The sequence below is a fragment of the Vibrio sp. SCSIO 43140 genome (genome assembly GCF_023716585.1).
Classification (GTDB): domain Bacteria; phylum Pseudomonadota; class Gammaproteobacteria; order Enterobacterales; family Vibrionaceae; genus Vibrio; species Vibrio maritimus_B.
In genome coordinates this window covers 834,373-852,474 of the sequence record NZ_CP071850.1, presented here as the reverse complement: position 1 = coordinate 852,474, position 18,102 = coordinate 834,373, and the positions used below count along the sequence as shown (strand labels likewise).

The 18,102-nt window shown below is 47.1% G+C and carries 12 protein-coding genes, 1 tRNA gene and 1 pseudogene; 3 read left to right on the top strand and 11 right to left on the bottom strand.

The genetic code is table 11. The annotated features are described in order from the left end of the window. Position 1: 1 nt before the first annotated feature. The 10 genes and pseudogenes from J4N45_RS04170 to fdhF all read right to left on the bottom strand — a co-directional run bounded on the left by J4N45_RS04170 (position 2) and on the right by fdhF (position 15,059). Positions 2-655, bottom strand: coding sequence for a TRAP transporter small permease (locus J4N45_RS04170; RefSeq protein WP_128649174.1), 654 nt, complete (start codon positions 653-655; stop codon positions 2-4). Positions 656-730: 75 nt separating this feature from the next. Further along, positions 731-1,729: a DctP family TRAP transporter solute-binding subunit gene (locus tag J4N45_RS04165; RefSeq protein ID WP_234494290.1), complete on the bottom strand. Its 999-nt coding sequence runs from the start codon at positions 1,727-1,729 to the stop codon at positions 731-733. A 284-nt stretch (positions 1,730-2,013) separates the two neighbouring features. Continuing rightward, the gene (locus tag J4N45_RS04160) at positions 2,014-3,126 is read right to left on the bottom strand and encodes an ABC transporter ATP-binding protein (RefSeq protein ID WP_252013734.1); all 1,113 of its coding nucleotides are present in this window, start codon (positions 3,124-3,126) and stop codon (positions 2,014-2,016) included. Positions 3,127-3,131: 5 nt separating this feature from the next. Beyond that, on the bottom strand, positions 3,132-3,989 hold the full coding sequence (locus tag J4N45_RS04155) for a carbohydrate ABC transporter permease (protein WP_252013733.1): 858 nt from the start codon (positions 3,987-3,989) through the stop codon (positions 3,132-3,134). Continuing rightward, on the bottom strand, positions 3,986-4,915 hold the full coding sequence (locus J4N45_RS04150; protein ID WP_252013732.1) for a carbohydrate ABC transporter permease: 930 nt from the start codon (positions 4,913-4,915) through the stop codon (positions 3,986-3,988). Before J4N45_RS04150 ends, J4N45_RS04155 begins: the two co-directional genes overlap by 4 nt. Before the next feature lie 118 nt (positions 4,916-5,033). After that, positions 5,034-6,287, bottom strand: coding sequence for an ABC transporter substrate-binding protein (locus J4N45_RS04145; protein ID WP_234494294.1), 1,254 nt, complete (start codon positions 6,285-6,287; stop codon positions 5,034-5,036). 139 nt (positions 6,288-6,426) lie between these two features. Continuing rightward, a complete protein-coding gene (locus tag J4N45_RS04140; protein ID WP_234494295.1) occupies positions 6,427-7,881 on the bottom strand; it encodes an ATP-binding protein in 1,455 nt (484 codons plus the stop codon). A gap of 3 nt (positions 7,882-7,884) precedes the next feature. Then, on the bottom strand, positions 7,885-8,613 hold the full coding sequence (locus J4N45_RS04135; protein ID WP_128649172.1) for a response regulator: 729 nt from the start codon (positions 8,611-8,613) through the stop codon (positions 7,885-7,887). 148 nt (positions 8,614-8,761) lie between these two features. Next, positions 8,762-10,227 (bottom strand): annotated as a pseudogene (locus J4N45_RS04130) (protein adenylyltransferase SelO). A gap of 716 nt (positions 10,228-10,943) precedes the next feature. Continuing rightward, the gene (gene fdhF, locus J4N45_RS04125; protein ID WP_252013731.1) at positions 10,944-15,059 is read right to left on the bottom strand and encodes a formate dehydrogenase subunit alpha; all 4,116 of its coding nucleotides are present in this window, start codon (positions 15,057-15,059) and stop codon (positions 10,944-10,946) included. A 462-nt stretch (positions 15,060-15,521) separates the two neighbouring features. On the opposite strand from fdhF, the gene J4N45_RS04120 reads away from it, so the two are divergent. Then, entirely contained in the window at positions 15,522-15,935 is a 414-nt protein-coding gene (locus J4N45_RS04120) for a hypothetical protein (RefSeq protein ID WP_252013730.1), read from the top strand. An 819-nt stretch (positions 15,936-16,754) separates the two neighbouring features. Here the strand turns inward: J4N45_RS04120 and J4N45_RS04115 are convergent. After that, positions 16,755-16,831, bottom strand: a tRNA-Pro gene (locus J4N45_RS04115). A 351-nt stretch (positions 16,832-17,182) separates the two neighbouring features. On the opposite strand from J4N45_RS04115, the gene J4N45_RS04110 reads away from it, so the two are divergent. Both J4N45_RS04110 and smrA read left to right on the top strand, forming a co-directional pair. Next, complete coding sequence (locus J4N45_RS04110) at positions 17,183-17,323, top strand: DUF3149 domain-containing protein (protein ID WP_042473952.1); 141 nt, start codon at positions 17,183-17,185, stop codon at positions 17,321-17,323. 141 nt (positions 17,324-17,464) lie between these two features. Next, positions 17,465-18,046 (top strand): DNA endonuclease SmrA, encoded by a 582-nt coding sequence (gene smrA / locus J4N45_RS04105; RefSeq protein ID WP_042473948.1) that lies wholly within the window; start codon positions 17,465-17,467, stop codon positions 18,044-18,046. The last annotated feature ends 56 nt before the right edge of the window (positions 18,047-18,102 follow it).

The window sequence follows — 18,102 nt, the reverse complement described above, 5'->3', positions numbered from 1 at the left end:
CTTATTTATCCTTGTCCTTAACGTTGTCGAATGCGTTGTCTTGCATCTCAGCTTTCAATGCTTCCAAATCCTCCTCAGCTTCATGACCTGCAATTAAGCGATCCAGCTTTCCAGTAAAGATTTGATAGGCCGCCTGAGCAAATCGGAAAGTCAGGAGAGCCATACCAATAGGAAGCGCCATGTAAGGAATAAATCGCGGCATTTTTTCGTAACGCTCACCCTCATTGAGCCAGTCCGCTAGAAACTGGAGCATTTCAGGCATAGGAATATCGTCGGTTTCATACCAAGCTCTGTCGGTGACAAACGGATACCAGTAGTTCCATGAACCGATAAGCAACAGGACTGAAAACGTCAGACAGGCTAAAACAGAGAGAATGGCGAAGAGTTTACGGTTATTTTCCGAAACCATGTTGATTACAACATCAACACCGATATGAAAGTGTTTCTTTACACCGTAAGAAGCGCCGACAAGCACCATCCAGGCAAACATAAAGACGGTAAGTTCAAGTGCCCATAAAATATTGTCGTTAAACACATAACGAGAGATAACATTGGCAAATGTTAACAGTGTCATCGCACCTAAAAAGAACGCAATCAGCGTTTCTTCAAAGGCGTCGGTAACCTTGCCAATACGAGAGATAAGAGACTGTTCCATGTGATACATCGCTTTTGTAATAATTGGGACAGGGAAGATGACCTCACTTTCGTGAGGTCATGGACTGCTTAATAGTTATTGTTGGTTAGACGCAAGTGCTGCTTCGATGAGATCAGAGCCGATGTCCTTCTCAAACTTCTTCCAAACTGGTTGAAGAGCTTCGACCCATTGCTGGCGCTGCTCTGGAGTCAGAGTACGCACCACACCACCAGACTCTACGATGTTGTTTTTGTTTGCTAGGTTTACTTTGGTCGACTCAGCATTACGAGTCTCAGTGACTTCTTTGAGAATCAAAGCAAACTGGTCACGCGTATCTTCTGGCATGCCATCCCAGAACTCACGAGATGTCACGACGAGGTAATCAAGAATGCCGTGGTTGGTTTCTGTCACACCGTCTTGTACTTCGAAGAATTTCTTACCGTAGATGTTTGACCAAGTATTCTCCTGACCATCGATAACCTTAGTTTGAAGGCCGCCATACACCTCTTTGAACGACATCTTCTGAGGGTTAGCACCAAGCTGCTCAAACTGCGCAACCAATACGTCTGAGGCTTGTACGCGGAACTTCAGATCTTTCGCATCACCGGGTACTAAAAGTGGCTTGTTCGCTGACATTTGCTTCATACCGTTATGCCAAAAAGCTAGACCTTGCAGGCCACGACGCTTCATCGCATTTTTCAGCTTTTCACCCGACTCTGAGTTTTGGAAGCGATCGACTGCTTCCACATTTTCAAACAAGAATGGCAAATCAAAGATGCGGTATTTCTTAGTGAACTTCTCGAATTTAGAAAGTGAAGGAGCGGCAAGTTGAACATCGCCGTTCAAAAGGGCTTCGAGAACTTTGTTGTCATCGTACAGTGTTGAGTTAGGGAATACCTGCATACACGCTTTACCGTTCATTTCAGTATTCACGCGCTCTTCGAGCATTGATGCTGCGATGCCTTTCGGGTGTTTATCCGTATTCGTTACATGACTGAACTTAATAACAATTTCACCAGGGTCACAGTTCGCGGCAGCATTGAAGCTAACAAGTGCAAGAGCAGAGACAGACAGTAGGGATAGAGGCTTTAACATTATTATTCTCCTTTGGATTAATGCAGTCCCATCTATGGGTACTGATGGGCATTAAAGGAGCAATAAGGGTGCCAAGGTTAGATAACTCATATTTTTCAACGACATAGATCGAATGGAGCAATGAATGAACGCTTCTGTCGTATGACAATGGGTGGGAAATGACACATTGGGATTTGAGGAATTGGTGGGAAATGACCAAGTATTAAAAAAGAGCTGACCCACTCTAGCTCCCCCGGCTCTGAGGGATCAGCTCTCAAAATGCGAAGCAGTAATACCTCACATCCCTACACTAATAACCTCTCCTCGGTCCCGGCATCAAAAAACACCGCCTTAGACATATCAAAATAGAGTGGTGCCACCTGCCCTACATTGGCATCAAACTCAGGAGATAAGCGGCACGCCACTTCTTGTTCATTGACCTTAACCATCGCAATCACATCAGGGCCTGTTGGCTCAAGCACTTCCAATTTAAGGCTGACTTGAGTCGCAACGGCCGTCTCTTCTTCAAGCTTTTCTGTGATGTGTTCAGGACGCAGACCAATCACGATCTCATTGCCGTCTTGTGGACGTAATGAGTCAGGAAGTGCGACAACGTGCTGCTGATTGTCGCCAGAGACCACACGAATAATCGGCTTGTCGTTCTCATCTAAATCAACACGAGTCTTAATGAAATTCATCGACGGAGAACCCATAAAGCCTGCGACAAACATGTTGTTTGGCTCGTTATAGATCTCTTTCGGTGTGCCCAGCTGTTGCAACTCACCATCTTTCATTACCGCAATGCGATCAGCAAGTGTCATCGCTTCGATTTGGTCATGCGTTACATACACAATCGTCGTATTTAACTGCTGATGGAGGCGCTTTATCTGGTGGCGCATCTCGACACGCAGTTTCGCATCTAGGTTAGACAACGGCTCATCAAACAGGTAGAGCTTAGGACGACGTGCAAGCGCTCGCCCCATTGCCACCCTTTGTCTCTGACCACCCGAAAGCTGTGATGGTTTGCGATCGAGAAGATGGTCGATTTGAAGCATCTCAGCAACGCGGTTGACTTCCGCATCGATTTGCTCTTGAGGCATCTTGCGGATCTTTAACCCAAAGGCGATATTGCCACGCACCGTCATATTTGGGTAAAGAGCATAGGATTGAAACACCATGGCAATATCGCGATCTTTCGGCTGCACTTGAGCGACATCGCGACCATCAATCACAATCTCACCTGCGCTGATATCCTCAAGACCCGCAATGGTATTCATCAAGGTTGATTTACCGCAGCCCGATGGTCCTACAAGAATAAGGAACTCACCAGAATCGATACTGATATCGATACCTTTTAGGGTTTCATTGTCCGCATTGCGATAAGTTTTGCGGATCTGTTTAAGTTCTAAAGTTGCCATGTTGATTATCCTTTTACTGAACCCGCAGTGAGACCGCGAACAAAATACTTCCCTGCCAGTACATAGACCACCAGCGTTGGCAATGCTGCGATGATCGCCGCCGCCATGTCAACGTTGTACTCTTTAACACCAGTACTCGTGTTGACCAAGTTGTTGAGCGCCACCGTTATCGGCTGCGTCTCAGAGCCTGAATAGACGACCCCGAATAAGAAGTCATTCCAAATTGAGGTGAACTGCCAAATCACTGTCACCATGATGATAGGTGTTGAGAGTGGCAGCAGAATTTTAAAGAAGATAGTGAAAAAGCCTGCACCATCCAATTTGGCTGCTTTGACGAGTTCATCTGGCACCGCAATGTAGAAGTTACGGAAGAACAGAGTCGTAAACGCCATACCATAGATCACGTGTACCGCCACCAAACCTGCTGTCGTGTTTGCCAGACCAAGCTTGCCAAGTAACGCCGCCATTGGTAGCAGGATTACTTGGAATGGAATAAAGCACCCGAACAGAAGTAAACTGAAAAACAGATCTGAGCCTTTAAATTTCCACTTAGTGATAACGTAACCGTTGAAGGCACCCAACAAGGTTGAAATGGCCACAGCCGGAATCACCATCTGGAATGAGTTCCAAAAGTAACTCTTCACCCCTTCACATTTCACGCCAGTACAAGCGCTGCTCCAGGCTTTACTCCATGCATCAAACACCCATTCCGTTGGTAGAGACATCAGGTTACCCGCTTTGATGTCTGGCAGTGTCTTGAATGAGGTGATGACCATGACAAACAGCGGCATTAGGTATACCAAGCAGAAGAAGGTCAGCGCCGAGTAGATAAAGAGTCTAGAAAGATTCATCGACGTATTCATGATTTCTTCTCCCTAAGCTCTGAGTACAAGTACGGAACCAAAATTGCCAATATCCCTGCCAGCATCATCATCGCACTGGCTGCACCAAGACCGATCTGACCACGGGTAAATGAATGCGCGTACATGAACAGAGCTGGCAAATCAGAGGAGTAGCCAGGTCCGCCTGCGGTCATCGCCGTCACCAAGTCAAAGCTCTTAATGGCGATGTGAGAAGTGATAATGACTGCACTAAAGAACACAGGGCGCAGACAAGGTAAAATGATTTTCCAATAGATGGTTGGCAAACTCGCCCCATCAATTTGCGCCGCCTTAATGATTGACGAATCAATACCGCGAAGACCTGCTAAGAACATCGCCATGACAAAGCCCGATGACTGCCACACTGCGGCTATTACAAGCGTGTAGACCGCCATATCGGAGTTCACCAGCCAGTCAAACTTAAAGTTTTCGAATCCCCAGTCATGCATCAGCTTTTCGATGCCCAGACCTGGGTTTAAGATCCATTTCCATGCCGTACCCGTCACGATGAAAGAGAGCGCCATAGGATAGAGATAAATCGTACGTATCGCGCCCTCTTGGCGGATATTCTGATCGAGCAATATTGCCAGTCCTACACCAAGGACAATCGCAATAAGCATAAACAGCACCCCGAAGATGCCAAGGTTGGTGATTGAGGTAATCCATCGGTCGTTGTCCATCAACTTTTCATATTGAGCAAAGCCGACAAAATTAAACGACGGAAGAAAACGCGAGTTGGTCAATGAGACCGCCGCGGTCCAAAAAATAAACCCGTAGATACACACTACAGTGACGAGCATGGTCGGTGCCATGACAATCTTAGGTAGCCAATGTTGAAGGCGATCTACCAAGCTGAGTTTTGGCGCGGACTGCTTATTTGAGTCTTGTGCATTCAAAGCCTGCTCCATAACCTTTCCTTACTAATAACTGCTTTCGGAATTGAGCAAGCGTTAAGGGTGCAAGGCACCGCTCTCTCCCTTTTACAGGGAGAGAGTCAGCTATAACGCTTGATTTAGGAGGAAGTGACTAGATAGCCGCTTTGACAGCTTTCGCCAGTTTCTGTGCCGCTTCTTTTGGATCCGCGTTTGGATCATTAAAGAAGTTAGTGACCACGTCATAGATAGCGCCTTGCGCATAGCTGGTGGTCGACATGCCGTGCGCCATACTTGGCACTAGGTCGCCGGTTTTCGCTGTCGCTTTGAAGCTCGCCATTGAGTCCAGAGCACATTGGTCAAACGCGCTCATGTCCATATCGGTACGAACTGGGATTGAGCCCTTGTTGAGGTTGAATACTTCTTGGAACTTCTTATCCAAGATGGTTGCTGCCAGTGCTTTTTGCGCAGCGACGTTAGTTTCATCTTTGATTTCAAAGAAAGCGAAGCTATCCACGTTGTGTGTGAACTGTCCATCTGTACCAGGCGCTGGTGCACAGATATAGTCTTTACCCGGAACCTTACCTGCTGCGGTAAATTCACCTTTGGCCCAGTCACCCATGATTTGCATCGCCGCTTCACCATTGATAACCATAGAAGTGGCAACGTTCCAGTCTCGACCTGGCGAGTTCGCATCAATGTAGTCATGTACTTTTTGGAACTTAGTGAACACTTCTACCATCTTGTCGCCAGATAGCGTGTCCATATCTAGGTCTACAAACGCTTTGCGATAGTCATCTGAACCTAGTACATCGAGAGCAATCGCTTCAAATACGGTAGCGTCTTGCCATGGCTGACCACCGTGAGCGAGAGGGATAAAACCTGCTGCTTTGATTTTTTCTGCTGCAGCGAAGAAATCATCCAAGGTCTTTGGTACTTCTACACCCGCCTTTTTCAATACTTCTGGGTTCGCCCAAAGCCAGTTAACACGGTGTACGTTGACCGGTACTGCAACATACTCACCATTAAACTTCATGACATCTGTGACCATGCTAGGGACACTAGCATCCCATCCACCAGACTGTGCAACGTCGTCTAGGTTAGTCAAAAAGCCAAGGCCGCCCCATTCTTGAATATCGTGACCTTTAATTTGAGCCGCTGAAGGTGGGTTACCTGATACAGCGCGCGTCTTAAGTACTGTCATCGCACTTTCACCGCCACCGCCTGCTACCGCAAAGTCTTTCCATGAGTGACCTTGCTCTTCTAGCATCGCTTTCAGTTCTTGTACGGATTTCGCCTCACCACCAGAGGTCCACCAGTGAAGGACTTCCACTTCACCTGCACTAGACAGTGAAGGTAGCGTGGCTGCAGCGAGGGATAGAGTCAGTAGGGTTTTATTCATTTTCATTGTTATCTTCCATGTATTGGATTAGACAAAAGGCCATTCTTGCCCCTGTTCGATACACAGTGTAGAAAAAACCAGCAACACTCACTGCAACAAACTGTTAACCCAAAGTAACAAATATGTTACACTGTGAAATCTATCACTAAGCCTCTAAATTAGGCGGAATATAGATCTTCACTTCCAGACCACCTTGCTCGGCATTTTGTAGCACAAGGTCTCCGCCCAGGCCGTGCAAGATACTGCGGCAGATCCCTAAGCCTAAACCATGGCCATCTTTATCATTTGCAAGGCGAGTATAAGGCTCAAAAACTGCTTCCAATTGAGATTCTGGAATGCCGTTGCCTTTGTCTAGAATTGTGACAATGATCCATGTCGAGTTCTCTTCGATGGATACAAACGCATGCTTGCCATACTTGACGGCATTATCGATAAGGTTGGTCAGCACACGTTTAATGGCCAATGGTTTAAGTACCACAGGCTCCATCGGTAACGCCGTAAAGCTCACTTGCGTGTGCACTTGATTGTAAGTTTCAGAGAGGTTTCGAATCATCTCATTGAGGTCAACAAAGTCGTTGTTTTCATGCAAGTCCGTATCTCGAACACACTGCAATGCACCTTTAACCATCATCTCTAGATCATCGAGATCTTGGTTGAACTTGTCGCGCTTGGCATCATCGTCAAGCAGCTCTGCGCGCAGCCGTAATCGAGTAATGGGTGTTTTTAAGTCATGAGAGATGGAAGAAAATAAATGTTCTCTATCAGACACATACTTTCGAATCCGGGTTTGCATGCGATTAAATGCTCGCGTCGCGGTGACGAGCTCCGTCGCCCCTTCCTCTTTGAGCGGAGACTGGTCAATGTCCATACTCATCTCATTCGCGGCTTTAGCAAGCCGCCTTAAAGGCTTAACCTGAGCACGAACCAGCAAGAAAGTTAACACCAGCAATAACGAGGTAAAGATCACCAAAAAGACCAATTGGTCCTGAGAGAAAATCCGGTCATCTAGCTGCATGTAAGGCGACGGTAATAGCGCCGCCACGTAAATCCATTCTCCCTCTTTGAGCTTGAGCTGGACCACGAGAATCGGTGGGTCAAGAGGTCCTAGGGTCAACGTATGGTGAGCCCATGATCTTGGCAAGTCATTGAGAAAGATATCGTTCTTAAGCAGTCTTAAGTTTTCAGCCTTCGAGAAATCGACCTTCACCGCTTCAATCGTTGGCAACTTCTCTTTTAGAACCCGAGTAACAGATTGCATCGACGCTAGCTTGAGCGGCGTGTCGGGAATCGGGTCGACAATCAGCTCTTCACTGTTAAAGGAGACGAAGAAGCGCGTTCCCCCCATATTGCGAATTTGGTCTAAAACGATATGTCGATACTTAATCGGCAACCTTTGAAAAAAGGTCACCGTGGAGGCAAACATGGTCGCCATACTGGCCGAGGTGTCACGAATACCAGAGAGTTCATCCTGCTTGGTTTTCTGATACCAAATTGCAGTAAGAACACCCTGAGAGCAAAAAACCGCCAGTAAAGTCAGTAGTAGCGTGCGGGCTACCAAGGAGTTAGGGCTCAAACGCTTGAACCAGCGTGTTCTAGACATGAATTATTGACCGTATTCGACCGGCACAGAAAGAATGTAGCCGTTACCACGCATGGTTTTAATGTAGTGAGGATACGTTTTACTGGTGCCCAGTCTGTTGCGAATTCGACTCAACTGAACATCGATTCCTCGCTCATAAGGCAGCGCTTCACGACCTCGGGTAGCAAAAGAAATCGTATCCCTATCAAGGATTTCATTCGGACGCGACAAAAATAGCATCAACAGCGCAAAGTCACTTCCAGACAAGTCATGACTGCGCCCATTAACCTTATTCGTCATACGGTGTGCAATCGTATCTAAGTGCCAGTCGCCAAAATCGATGGTGCGAGGTGGCGTATCATCGTGTTTATCTTCATGGATATGCGCACGGCGCAATAGTGCCTTAATGCGAGCCATTAACTGTCTCGGGCTGAATGGCTTAGCAATATAGTCATCGGCCCCTATCTCTAGGCCAATGATTTGATCGGTTTCATCAGACACCGCAGTCAACATGATAATAGGTACTTGAGAATCACGCCTAACACGCTGACAAAGGGTAAACCCATCGTCACCTGGCAACATCACATCAAGCAGAATAAGATCGGGATATCCCTTAGCTTTGATGAATAGCTCCATCTCCACGCCATCTTCGGCACCCGACACTTCAAAGCCTGCCTTAGTTAAGTACTCTTCGAGCAATAGGCGGATTTCTTCGTCATCATCAACCACTAGAATGTGCGTCTTAGCCTGCATTATGTTCCCTTAAGTCTGCACTGCGATCCCTACAGTGTAAGGGTTTTGACGGGGAGTTATTATTGATTCGTTTATAAATTTTGCTACTTAGCTCTGCGTGAGGTCACAAAAATGACATGGAAATGACCAAATGAGCATTTGTCACACACTAGGACGAGCAACTGATTGCCATCTTTTTGCCCCAGTCGGGTGGTAACTTGGCGAGATAGTCGTATTCTGGCTGTTCATCATAAGGGGCTTTGAGCACATCAGAGAGCGTATGGACCAACGAAAAATCCCCTTGCTCTGCGAGTTCAATAGCTTGTTGCGCCAAATAATTTCTCAGTATGTACTTGGGGTTCACCTCGCGCATTTTTTCGCAGCGCTCAGATGCGGAATGTGTCTCTTTTTCGCAGCGCTGCAAATACTGACTCACCCACATCACCGCTTTATTTCGATCAACGAACAAGTCTACAAGTGCAGAAGTGCAGAAGTGCCATCAGAATCAAGACAAGACAGCGCTCTGAAAAAACGGGTATAGTCGACTTTAGCCGTTTCCATCAAATCGAAACTCTCACTAAAAAATGCGCCATCCTCAGGCTGTTTGGTGACCAAGCCAAACTTAGCACGCATTTGAGCACTGTATTGGCTCTGAAGTCGCGGAGTAAACTTCTCAAGGGTTGAGTCCAAGTCAGCACGTTCGATAATGGGTGTTAACGTCTGTGCTAGCGCGGTCAAATTCCAAAGCGCAATGGAGGGCTGATTATTAAACGCATAACGCCCTTGGTAATCGGAATGATTGCAGATATACCCGGGCTCATAATCGTCCAAAAAGCCAAACGGTCCATAATCAAACGTCTGACCGAGAATCGACATGTTGTCGGTATTCATCACGCCATGAGCAAACCCTTTAGTCTGCCAATGCGCAATCATGTCAGCGGTAAGCTGAACGATGTTTTCAAACATGGTTAGATAAGGTTTTTCGGAAGTTTCACAGTCAGGGAAATGCCACTCGATGACCCTATCTGCCAACTGTTTGAGCTGGTCATACTGCTCGGTATAAAAGAAATGCTCAAAATGCCCGAACCTAATGTGTGACTCTGCAAGGCGCAATAACAGTGCCCCCTGTTCAACTTTCTCCCGATATACAGGTGTATCGCTCACCATTATGCTCAATGCCCGAGTTGTCGGCACGCCTAGCCCTGCCATCGCTTCGCTGCAAAGGTACTCGCGTATCGTAGAACGCAACACAGCACGTCCATCTCCCATACGAGAATAAGGTGTTTGTCCCGCTCCTTTTAGGTGTAGATCGAACACGATACCATCCAACGACACTAACTCTCCCAAAAGTAGCCCACGACCATCACCCAAATCTGGGTTGTAGATACCAAACTGGTGCCCTGCGTATTTCATCGCCAACGGCTTAAACGCGTCATGAGATACAGTGCCAGAGAGCGCATCAAGTAAATATACAGATTCAGGTGCGTCATGACTGAATCCAAACTGTTCAGCCAACGGTTGATTCCAGCTCACCCATCTCAGATTGTCTAGTGGTGTTGGTGTCACGAACTGATAAAAGCCAGCAGGTAACGTCGCATAGCGGTGAGTGATGGTGATTTGATCGAGCAGCAGCATATCAGTCTCATTACGTGAGCACAAAGACGGTTGATATGAGTATAGAGGTTAAGGAAATTTAAAAAAGAAACGAAAAGTGTGGGTATTGCGAAAGCTTTTGAAATTTTGGACTTTTGAGGTTTTGCCTAGAGGAACGCCCATTTGCGAGGATTGTTAATTGCAAAAAATGCATTGAATCGAAGCGTTTGGGCTGTCCCCTAAGAAGTACTGTTATTAGAGCATCGCTAGAACTGCGATCACTGTACCTAGAGAGAAAAGGCAAGTGCGACTAATAACGCCAAGGTTGGTAGGTTGAATCATTTCTTGATGCATAGGCAATATCTCCTTTTTATTACACTACGATTACAATGTAGGACGAAATGGGTGTTTTTACAACACATATCGCACTATTCTTTGAAATTGAGCCAAGTTTTTTCACCAAAAGAACCTCAAAGCTAGCTTAACATTAATCTAAGAGCATCTATGAACGTAACAGCCTGGGCAAAAAATTGCTTTGAATGTCAGTAGAAACAAGGGTTATAGATTCATCTAAACGATCATTGCTAGAACGCATTTCTAAACGCTAAGACCTCATACTAAAACATAGGAATTTGTCCAACTCGAGGCCAGATAAGTCTAAACGTACGTTAATGCACATTTTCTATATCAAATAGGTAAAAAAAGAGGCAAGCCAAATAGCTTACCTCCTATCGATACTCCTAAATCGTAGAGCGAATTTAATGAGCCATATGAGTGACCTTCTCAAGCCGCACTGCAGATACTTTAAACTCTGGGATCTTCGCGTGCGGGTCAGTTGCTGTATTAGTCAGCTTATTCGCTGCCGATTCAGCAAAGTGGAACGGCACAAACACAACGCCCTGCTGCATCCGTTTGGTAACAAAGGCAGGCGCGGAAATCTCACCACGTCGCGACACCAACTTCACATCCTGACCATTGGTCACTCCGAGCGCTTCAGCATCCTCGACGCTGATCATAATGCGTGGTCCAGCAAGGTTATCCAGCCCTTTGGTTTTGCGCGTCATAGTTCCTGTATGGAACTGCTCGAGTAATCGACCCGTGGTAAGAATCATTGGGAACTCGTCATCGGGAAGCTCAGCCGCATATTCAAATGGAATTGGAGCCATCGCCCCTTTACCGCGGATAAACTGGTCCTTATGCATAATGCGAGTACCGAAAGGCTTCACATCGTTACATGGCCACTGCAAACCGTTTTTACCAATCGACTGCCAGCGAATACCGCTGTATTGCGGCGTAACATCGGCGATTTCCTCAGTGATTTCTTGCACCGTTTGATACTGCCAGTCGCCGCCCATTGCATTGGCAATAGACTGAATAATACGCCAGTCCTCTTTTGCTTCACCCGGTGCTCGCACCGCAGGAACCAAGCGCTGTACGCGTCTCTCGGTGTTCGTGAAGTGCCCTGCTTTTTCCGCAAACGAGTAGGACGGTAACACCACATCCGCGAGCTCAGCCGTTTCGGTTAAAAAGATGTCCTGAACCACGAGAAAATCTAGCGATTTCAATCCATGAACGGCGTGCGCCTGATCTGGGTCACTGAGTACTGGGTTTTCCCCCATCACGTAAAGCGCTTTAATATCACCGTCGCAAGCACCATCGATGATTTCTGTCAGTGTCATACCACGCTCTTTAGGCAGAGTGTCTGAGTTCCACGCTTTGGCAAACTTTGCCTGCACCTCTGGATTGGTCACCTTTTGATAGCCTGGGTAATCGGTCGGCAAGGCTCCCATATCGCAAGAGCCCTGAACATTTGATTGGCCACGGAGCGGATTAATGCCGCCACCTTCAACGCCCACGTTACCACACAGCATTTGCAGGTTGGCAATTGAGCGCACATTATCATGCCCTGTGGTGTGCTGAGTGATCCCCATTGAGTAATAGACTGATGTCACCTTCGAGGTGCCAATCAACTCGGCGAGGCGCTCAATATCAAACTCAGCAACGCCAGTGACAAGCGCTGCATTGCGTGCGCTGTAGGCATCTTTACGTATCTCTTGCACGAACTCGTCGTAACCTTCGGTACGCTCGTTAATGTATTTGCTATCGTGCCAGCCATTTTTATCAATCACATGCATGATGGCATTGAGTAGCATGACGTCTGTGCCAGGGCGATGGCGCACATAGAGTTCGGCATGATCAGCCATATCAATACGTTTTGGATCGGCAACAATCAGGCGCGCGCCCTTCGTCACCGCCTGCTTAATATGTGAAGCGATAATTGGGTGCGCAGCGCTGGTGTCTGAGCCGATAATAAAGATAACATCAGAATGCGCGATGCTTGGAATATCATTGGTCATTGCGCCGCTACCAAAGGAGGCTTCTAGTCCAGTCACCGTTGATGAGTGACACAACCTCGCACAATGGTCGATGTTGTTGGTACCAATCTCTCTTCTAAATAGCTTTTGGAATGCGTAGTTATCTTCATTCGTCGTTTTCGCTGAAGAGAAGCCAGCAAGACTGTCACTGCCATACATAGACTTAATTTTGTTTAGCTTATCGGCGACATAGCTAACGGTTTCATCCCATGAGGCAGGCACTAACTCACCCGACTTACGGATAAGAGGCCTGGTCAGCCTCTCTTCGCTGTGTATAAAGTCAAAACCGAAGCGTCCTTTCACGCAAAGCATACCTTGGTTGACGGGTGAGGTTTTATCTCCCTTCACGTAGCGGATTTTGTTGTTGGCAGCATCAACATAGAGCTCGACTCGACAACCAACTCCGCAGTAAGTACAGATAGTTTTTACTGGCGTCAGCATTTCTACGCGGCTATGTGACTTATCGCGCTTATCGGCAAGTGCCCCTGTTGGGCACACCTGAACACAGGCGCCACACTGCACACAATTACTGTCACCCATAGTCGCTCCATCTGGGAAGGATGGGCGATGCGAAGATTCGGAGAAGTTGAGAATGCCATGCACTGACTCGGTTTGGCAGGCATGAACACAAGAGCCACAGCTAATACAGCGGTTAGCGTCGAAGACAATGAACTCACTCGATTTATCGACTGGGAACATCTTGCGTTCCTCAGTATTAATCTCTCGATAATCGACCTGATACTCAGTGGCGTAATCTCGAAGATCGCACTGGGTGTTGGCTTGGCAACCACACTCTAGACAGCGCGCAGCTTCGGCTATGGCATCTGAATCGGTCATCCCAAGCTCAACTTCTTGGTAGCTCGTCTGACAAAGCTCTACATCAAGATGATCTGCTTTTGCTCGTGATTTCGCACGCTCTTGTAAGTATTCAGTTTGACGAACCTCAGTAAGACGCTCTGCCTTGCGGCTATTGAACTGCGCTGGCTCAGGCTTAAAATGCCCTTCGAGAATATAGCGCTCAATAGCATCCGCCGCTTTCTTGCCGTCGGCAATCGCTTCAATGGCCGTAGCAGGACCACGTCTAAAATCACCAATACTGTAGACGTTGTAGCCATGGTGCATGGAGTCGTTGTCAGCAGACGCTGTACCCCAATCAGTCAGTGGCAACGATTGTCTTGCAGATTTTAGAAACTCGGTATCAGGCTTTTGTGATAGTGCTGAGATTACCGTATCAAACTTAATGGTCTCGGTTTCGCCGGTTGATACCGGACGACGACGGCCTGAGCTATCAGGCTCACCTAGAGCCATGATCTCCAACTCAATCGACTGAACACGACCTGTCGAGTCAGCATGGTTGGCTTTCGGGTTGGTTAAGAATTTAAATTTGACGCCTTCTAGCTCAGCAGCTTCAATCTCATGCAGTTCGGCTGGCATCTCGTTGCGAGTACGACGATAGATGATTGTCGTGTCGGCCCCTTCACGAACCGCAGTTCGCGCGCAGTCGATCGCCGTATTGCCGCCGCCAATGATGGCGACTTTTTTACCAATGCTAAAGTGCCTCTCGGTCATATGATCTTTGAGGAAATCAACACCCAGAATACACCCTTCCAGATCAGAGCCGGGATATGGCATGTTCGCCGCTTTGGTCGCGCCAACGGCCAAACATACCGCTTCATAATTCTCAGTCAATTCATCGAGAGAAACGTCTTGGCCAAGAAGCGTATTGGTATGAATACGCATCCCGCCGCGACACATAAGTTCAATTTCTTTATCGAGAATGTCTTTTGGTAAGCGGTACTCAGGAATGCCATAGCGCAACCAACCACCAGCTTGTGGCATTGATTCAAAGACATCGACAGCAAAGCCTTGGTAACTCAGGTAGTAACCGCAAGCCAGACCACCGGGACCCGCACCGACAATCGCGACGCGATGCCCGTTGTACGGCAGTTTTGGTGGTTCAAACTGCTCAGCCAGTGACAAATCAATATCTGCTGCGTGACGTTTGAGCTGGCGAATCGCTAAGGGCTCATCCACCAAGCTGCGTCGACACTCATGTTCACAAAACGCAGGACAAACACGACCAATCGAGATTGGCATCGGCAGCGTATCTTTAATCACTTTGACGGCTTGATGATGATCAGCCTGAGCGATGTGGTGTAAATAGGTTTGGATATCAACGTTAGCAGGGCAAGCCACTTTGCATGGCGCTTCACAGTCAGCATTGTGGTCAGCGAAAATCTTATTCAGGGCTTCTCGTCGCAGATTATTAAGCTGAGCGGACTCGGTCACTATCGTCATCCCATCTTGGATCTGAGTCTCGCAGGCTTTGACCACACCTTCACCAACGACTTCAACGACGCACATGTCGCAAGACTGCTTCTCAGCATGCTTACTGATTGAGCAGAGCGATGGGACCTCAACTTTAATATCTTTGGCCACATCAAGGATGCTTTTGCGCTCTCTTAGAAGATACGTTTGACCATTGATAATTACATTCATAGAGCTATCTCTTTTTAGACAGATGACACATAACCCACTGATCTTACGCGTTGATTTGACATGGCATTGAACCATGTATGAATGGGCACCTATTAATCATACAAATGACAATTAATCATACAAATAGACCAAAGTCTATGATTTTAAATAGGAACCTATACGGCAAGTACAACGAGCCATCAGCAAGTAAGCTGCATGTGTGACTCGTATCACAGTGGTAGAACAAATCTAAATTGAGAAATTTTGGCGCTCTCAGGGGGTCCCCCGATTGGGAGATTTACAAATAGGAGCAAAACTGACCTCAGTATAACCCTACTCATACAAAGGTCAAATAAACCCACTAAATGTGTGACAATAGAACATCAGAGTGTCTTTATCGATGGCGTAAAATGGTAAATGGTGCCGCTCCACAATTGATACCTTAACCCTGTCAGCAAGAACAACTCCAAGAGGAATCAATTTATGAAAATGCTTAAAGATATCGCTATCAGCTCTGTTATCACGACTATCGTAATGTTGCTACTCAACGCTTCTTGGGATTGGGTTTTCATCGCGAGCCTGGAAGTGGCGGTACTCGCCTCGGTTGTCCTTGCGAGTATGCTGAAAGGGGCTATCTCACTAGAGAAGGTGATGGCAACGCACTTTCTAACCCACAAAACATTACCAAAACTGAAACGAGGTGTTTCGTCATACATTATTTTGGTGGGCTCTAAGTTTGTCGCCATGGCTGTCATTGCCGTTCTGTTTGGTCAGCATGTAGCATTTACTGGTGCGTTTGGTGGTGTGGTTGCTTTCTTCGCGATTATCTTTGCTGTGCTGGGTGTGGAAGGTGTTATTGGTAAGGTAATGGCACGCCGTGAGGTTATTGCTGCTTAAGCTTTTAGCGTCACATCGCCTATTTTTAGTCATCGCCGCGCAGCGGTTTTTTGCTCCTCCCCTTACTAAGGGGAGGCTGGGAGGGGTGAGTGCGGTGTACCGTCAACGAGCTCGAAGCAAAAGTGAACTTATTGCTCAGAGAAAGGCACTGAAACTATTAATCGCTTTGAATTAACCGCATTTTACCCCCTCTAGCTCCCCCTATATTAGGGGGAGAACCAAGGCTAGCTCCTATCGTCGCATCGCCTGTTCATAGTTAGCGGAGCGCTGCAAGCGTTGTGCTCCTCCCCTTGCTAAGGGGAGGCTGGGAGGGGTGAATGCGGTGTACCGTCAACGAGCTCGAAGCAAAAGTGAACTTATTGCTCAGAGAAAGGCACTGAAACCATTAATCGCTTTGAATTAACCGCATTTTACCCCCTCTAGCTCCCCCTATATTAGGGGGAGAACCAAGGCTAGCTCCTATCGTCGCATCGCCTGTTTATAGTTAGCGGAGCGCTGCAAGCGTTGTGCTCCTCCCCTTGCTAAGGGGAGGCTGGGAGGGGTGAATGCGGTGAACTGTCAATGAGCTCGGAACCAAAGTGAACTTATTGCTTAGAGAAAGGTACTGAAACCATTACCCGCTGTGACTTCACCGCATTTTACCCCCTCTAACTCCCCCTATATTAGGGGGAGAACCGTAGGCTAGCTCCTATCGTCGCATCGCCTATTTTATAACTGGCGCAGCGCAGTGAGCGTTGTACAAACCGGGCACATCATTTACAAAATTACTTTTCGCCAAAACGCAAAAAGCCTCGCTATTAAGCGAGGCTTTTCTAAAAGTGGTCGGTGAAGAGGGATTCGAACCCCCGACCCTCTGGTCCCAAACCAGATGCGCTACCAAGCTGCGCTATTCACCGAAAATGTTTGTTAGGTATTCGCTTCACCAAGGGTCGCCCTCTGGTCCCGCTATTCCTAACCTCAGGATGCGCTACCAAGCTGCGCTATTCACCGAGATTGCTGAGTGGCTTATTGCCCGTCAACGGATGCGTATATTACTGATAATTCTCAGGCGCGCAAGGCTTTTGTGGCATCTTTTTTCCAAAACAGCTCTGTTTGCTCATCAACTAGCCAGAAGCACGAAAAATGTGACCGTATACACACACTCACATACAGGTTATTAACACTCCGAGTACAATTGATCCAGATCAGTGTTCACTTTTAAACCAACCGTTAACGTAACCCTGTCATCACTACTTTTTGGAGGAAACATGGATTTTTGGCTTGATCTCCTATTTGGTAATGCAGTAGGCCTCTCTTCAATGATCGTTATCTTTGGAGCGTTTGGTTTAATGCTGTTTTACGGTGCTTTCTTCATTTATAAAGTAATGAATGACAAATCTCCTCACTAGAATCGCTTAGCTTCTATTTTTTGAATAGAAAACTGCTATGCACCGGAGTGGATCGCCTGTTCACTCCGGTTTTTTATTGCTCTCACTTTTTGCTCGACTTCGTATATACTCCAAATAAATTGGCTTATTCGAGATGCAGTTATGTCTCAAGACGATGATCTAGACCTATTTCAACAAATGATGGGCGATGTAAAGCCTATTCAAAACGACACCGTCGAATTAAAAAAGTCCCACCAAGTATCTGACTCGCAACTGGCAAAACGTCAGGCTGCGCTGTGGCTCTCTGAACAAGATCCTGAATACCTCTCTATCGATTTCGCCCCTATGGTGAAGCCCGATGACATCATAGAGTTCAAACGTGACGGCGTTCAGGAAGGGGTTTACCGAAAACTTCGACTTGGTAAATATCCTCTACAGGCAAAACTCGACTTACACCGCCGCACTCTCAAAGAAGCGCGTGATGAGGTCATTAAGTTCTTGCAACAATGCATGCGAATGGACATTCGAACCGTCATAATAGTCCATGGCCGTGGTGAGCGTTCTAATCCGCCTGCTTTGATGAAAAGTTACTTGGCTAACTGGCTGACTCAGATTAAGGATGTACAGTGTGTTCACAGTGCTCAGCGCTTCCATGGCGGCAGTGGCGCTGTCTATGTCATGCTTAGAAAGAGCCAAGAGAAAAAGCTTGAAAACCGCGAACGTCATCAAAAACGCATGAGTTAAGTGACTTAACGCCAAGTTGGGTATAAAATACGCGACCTTTAAATCAGACCAACATA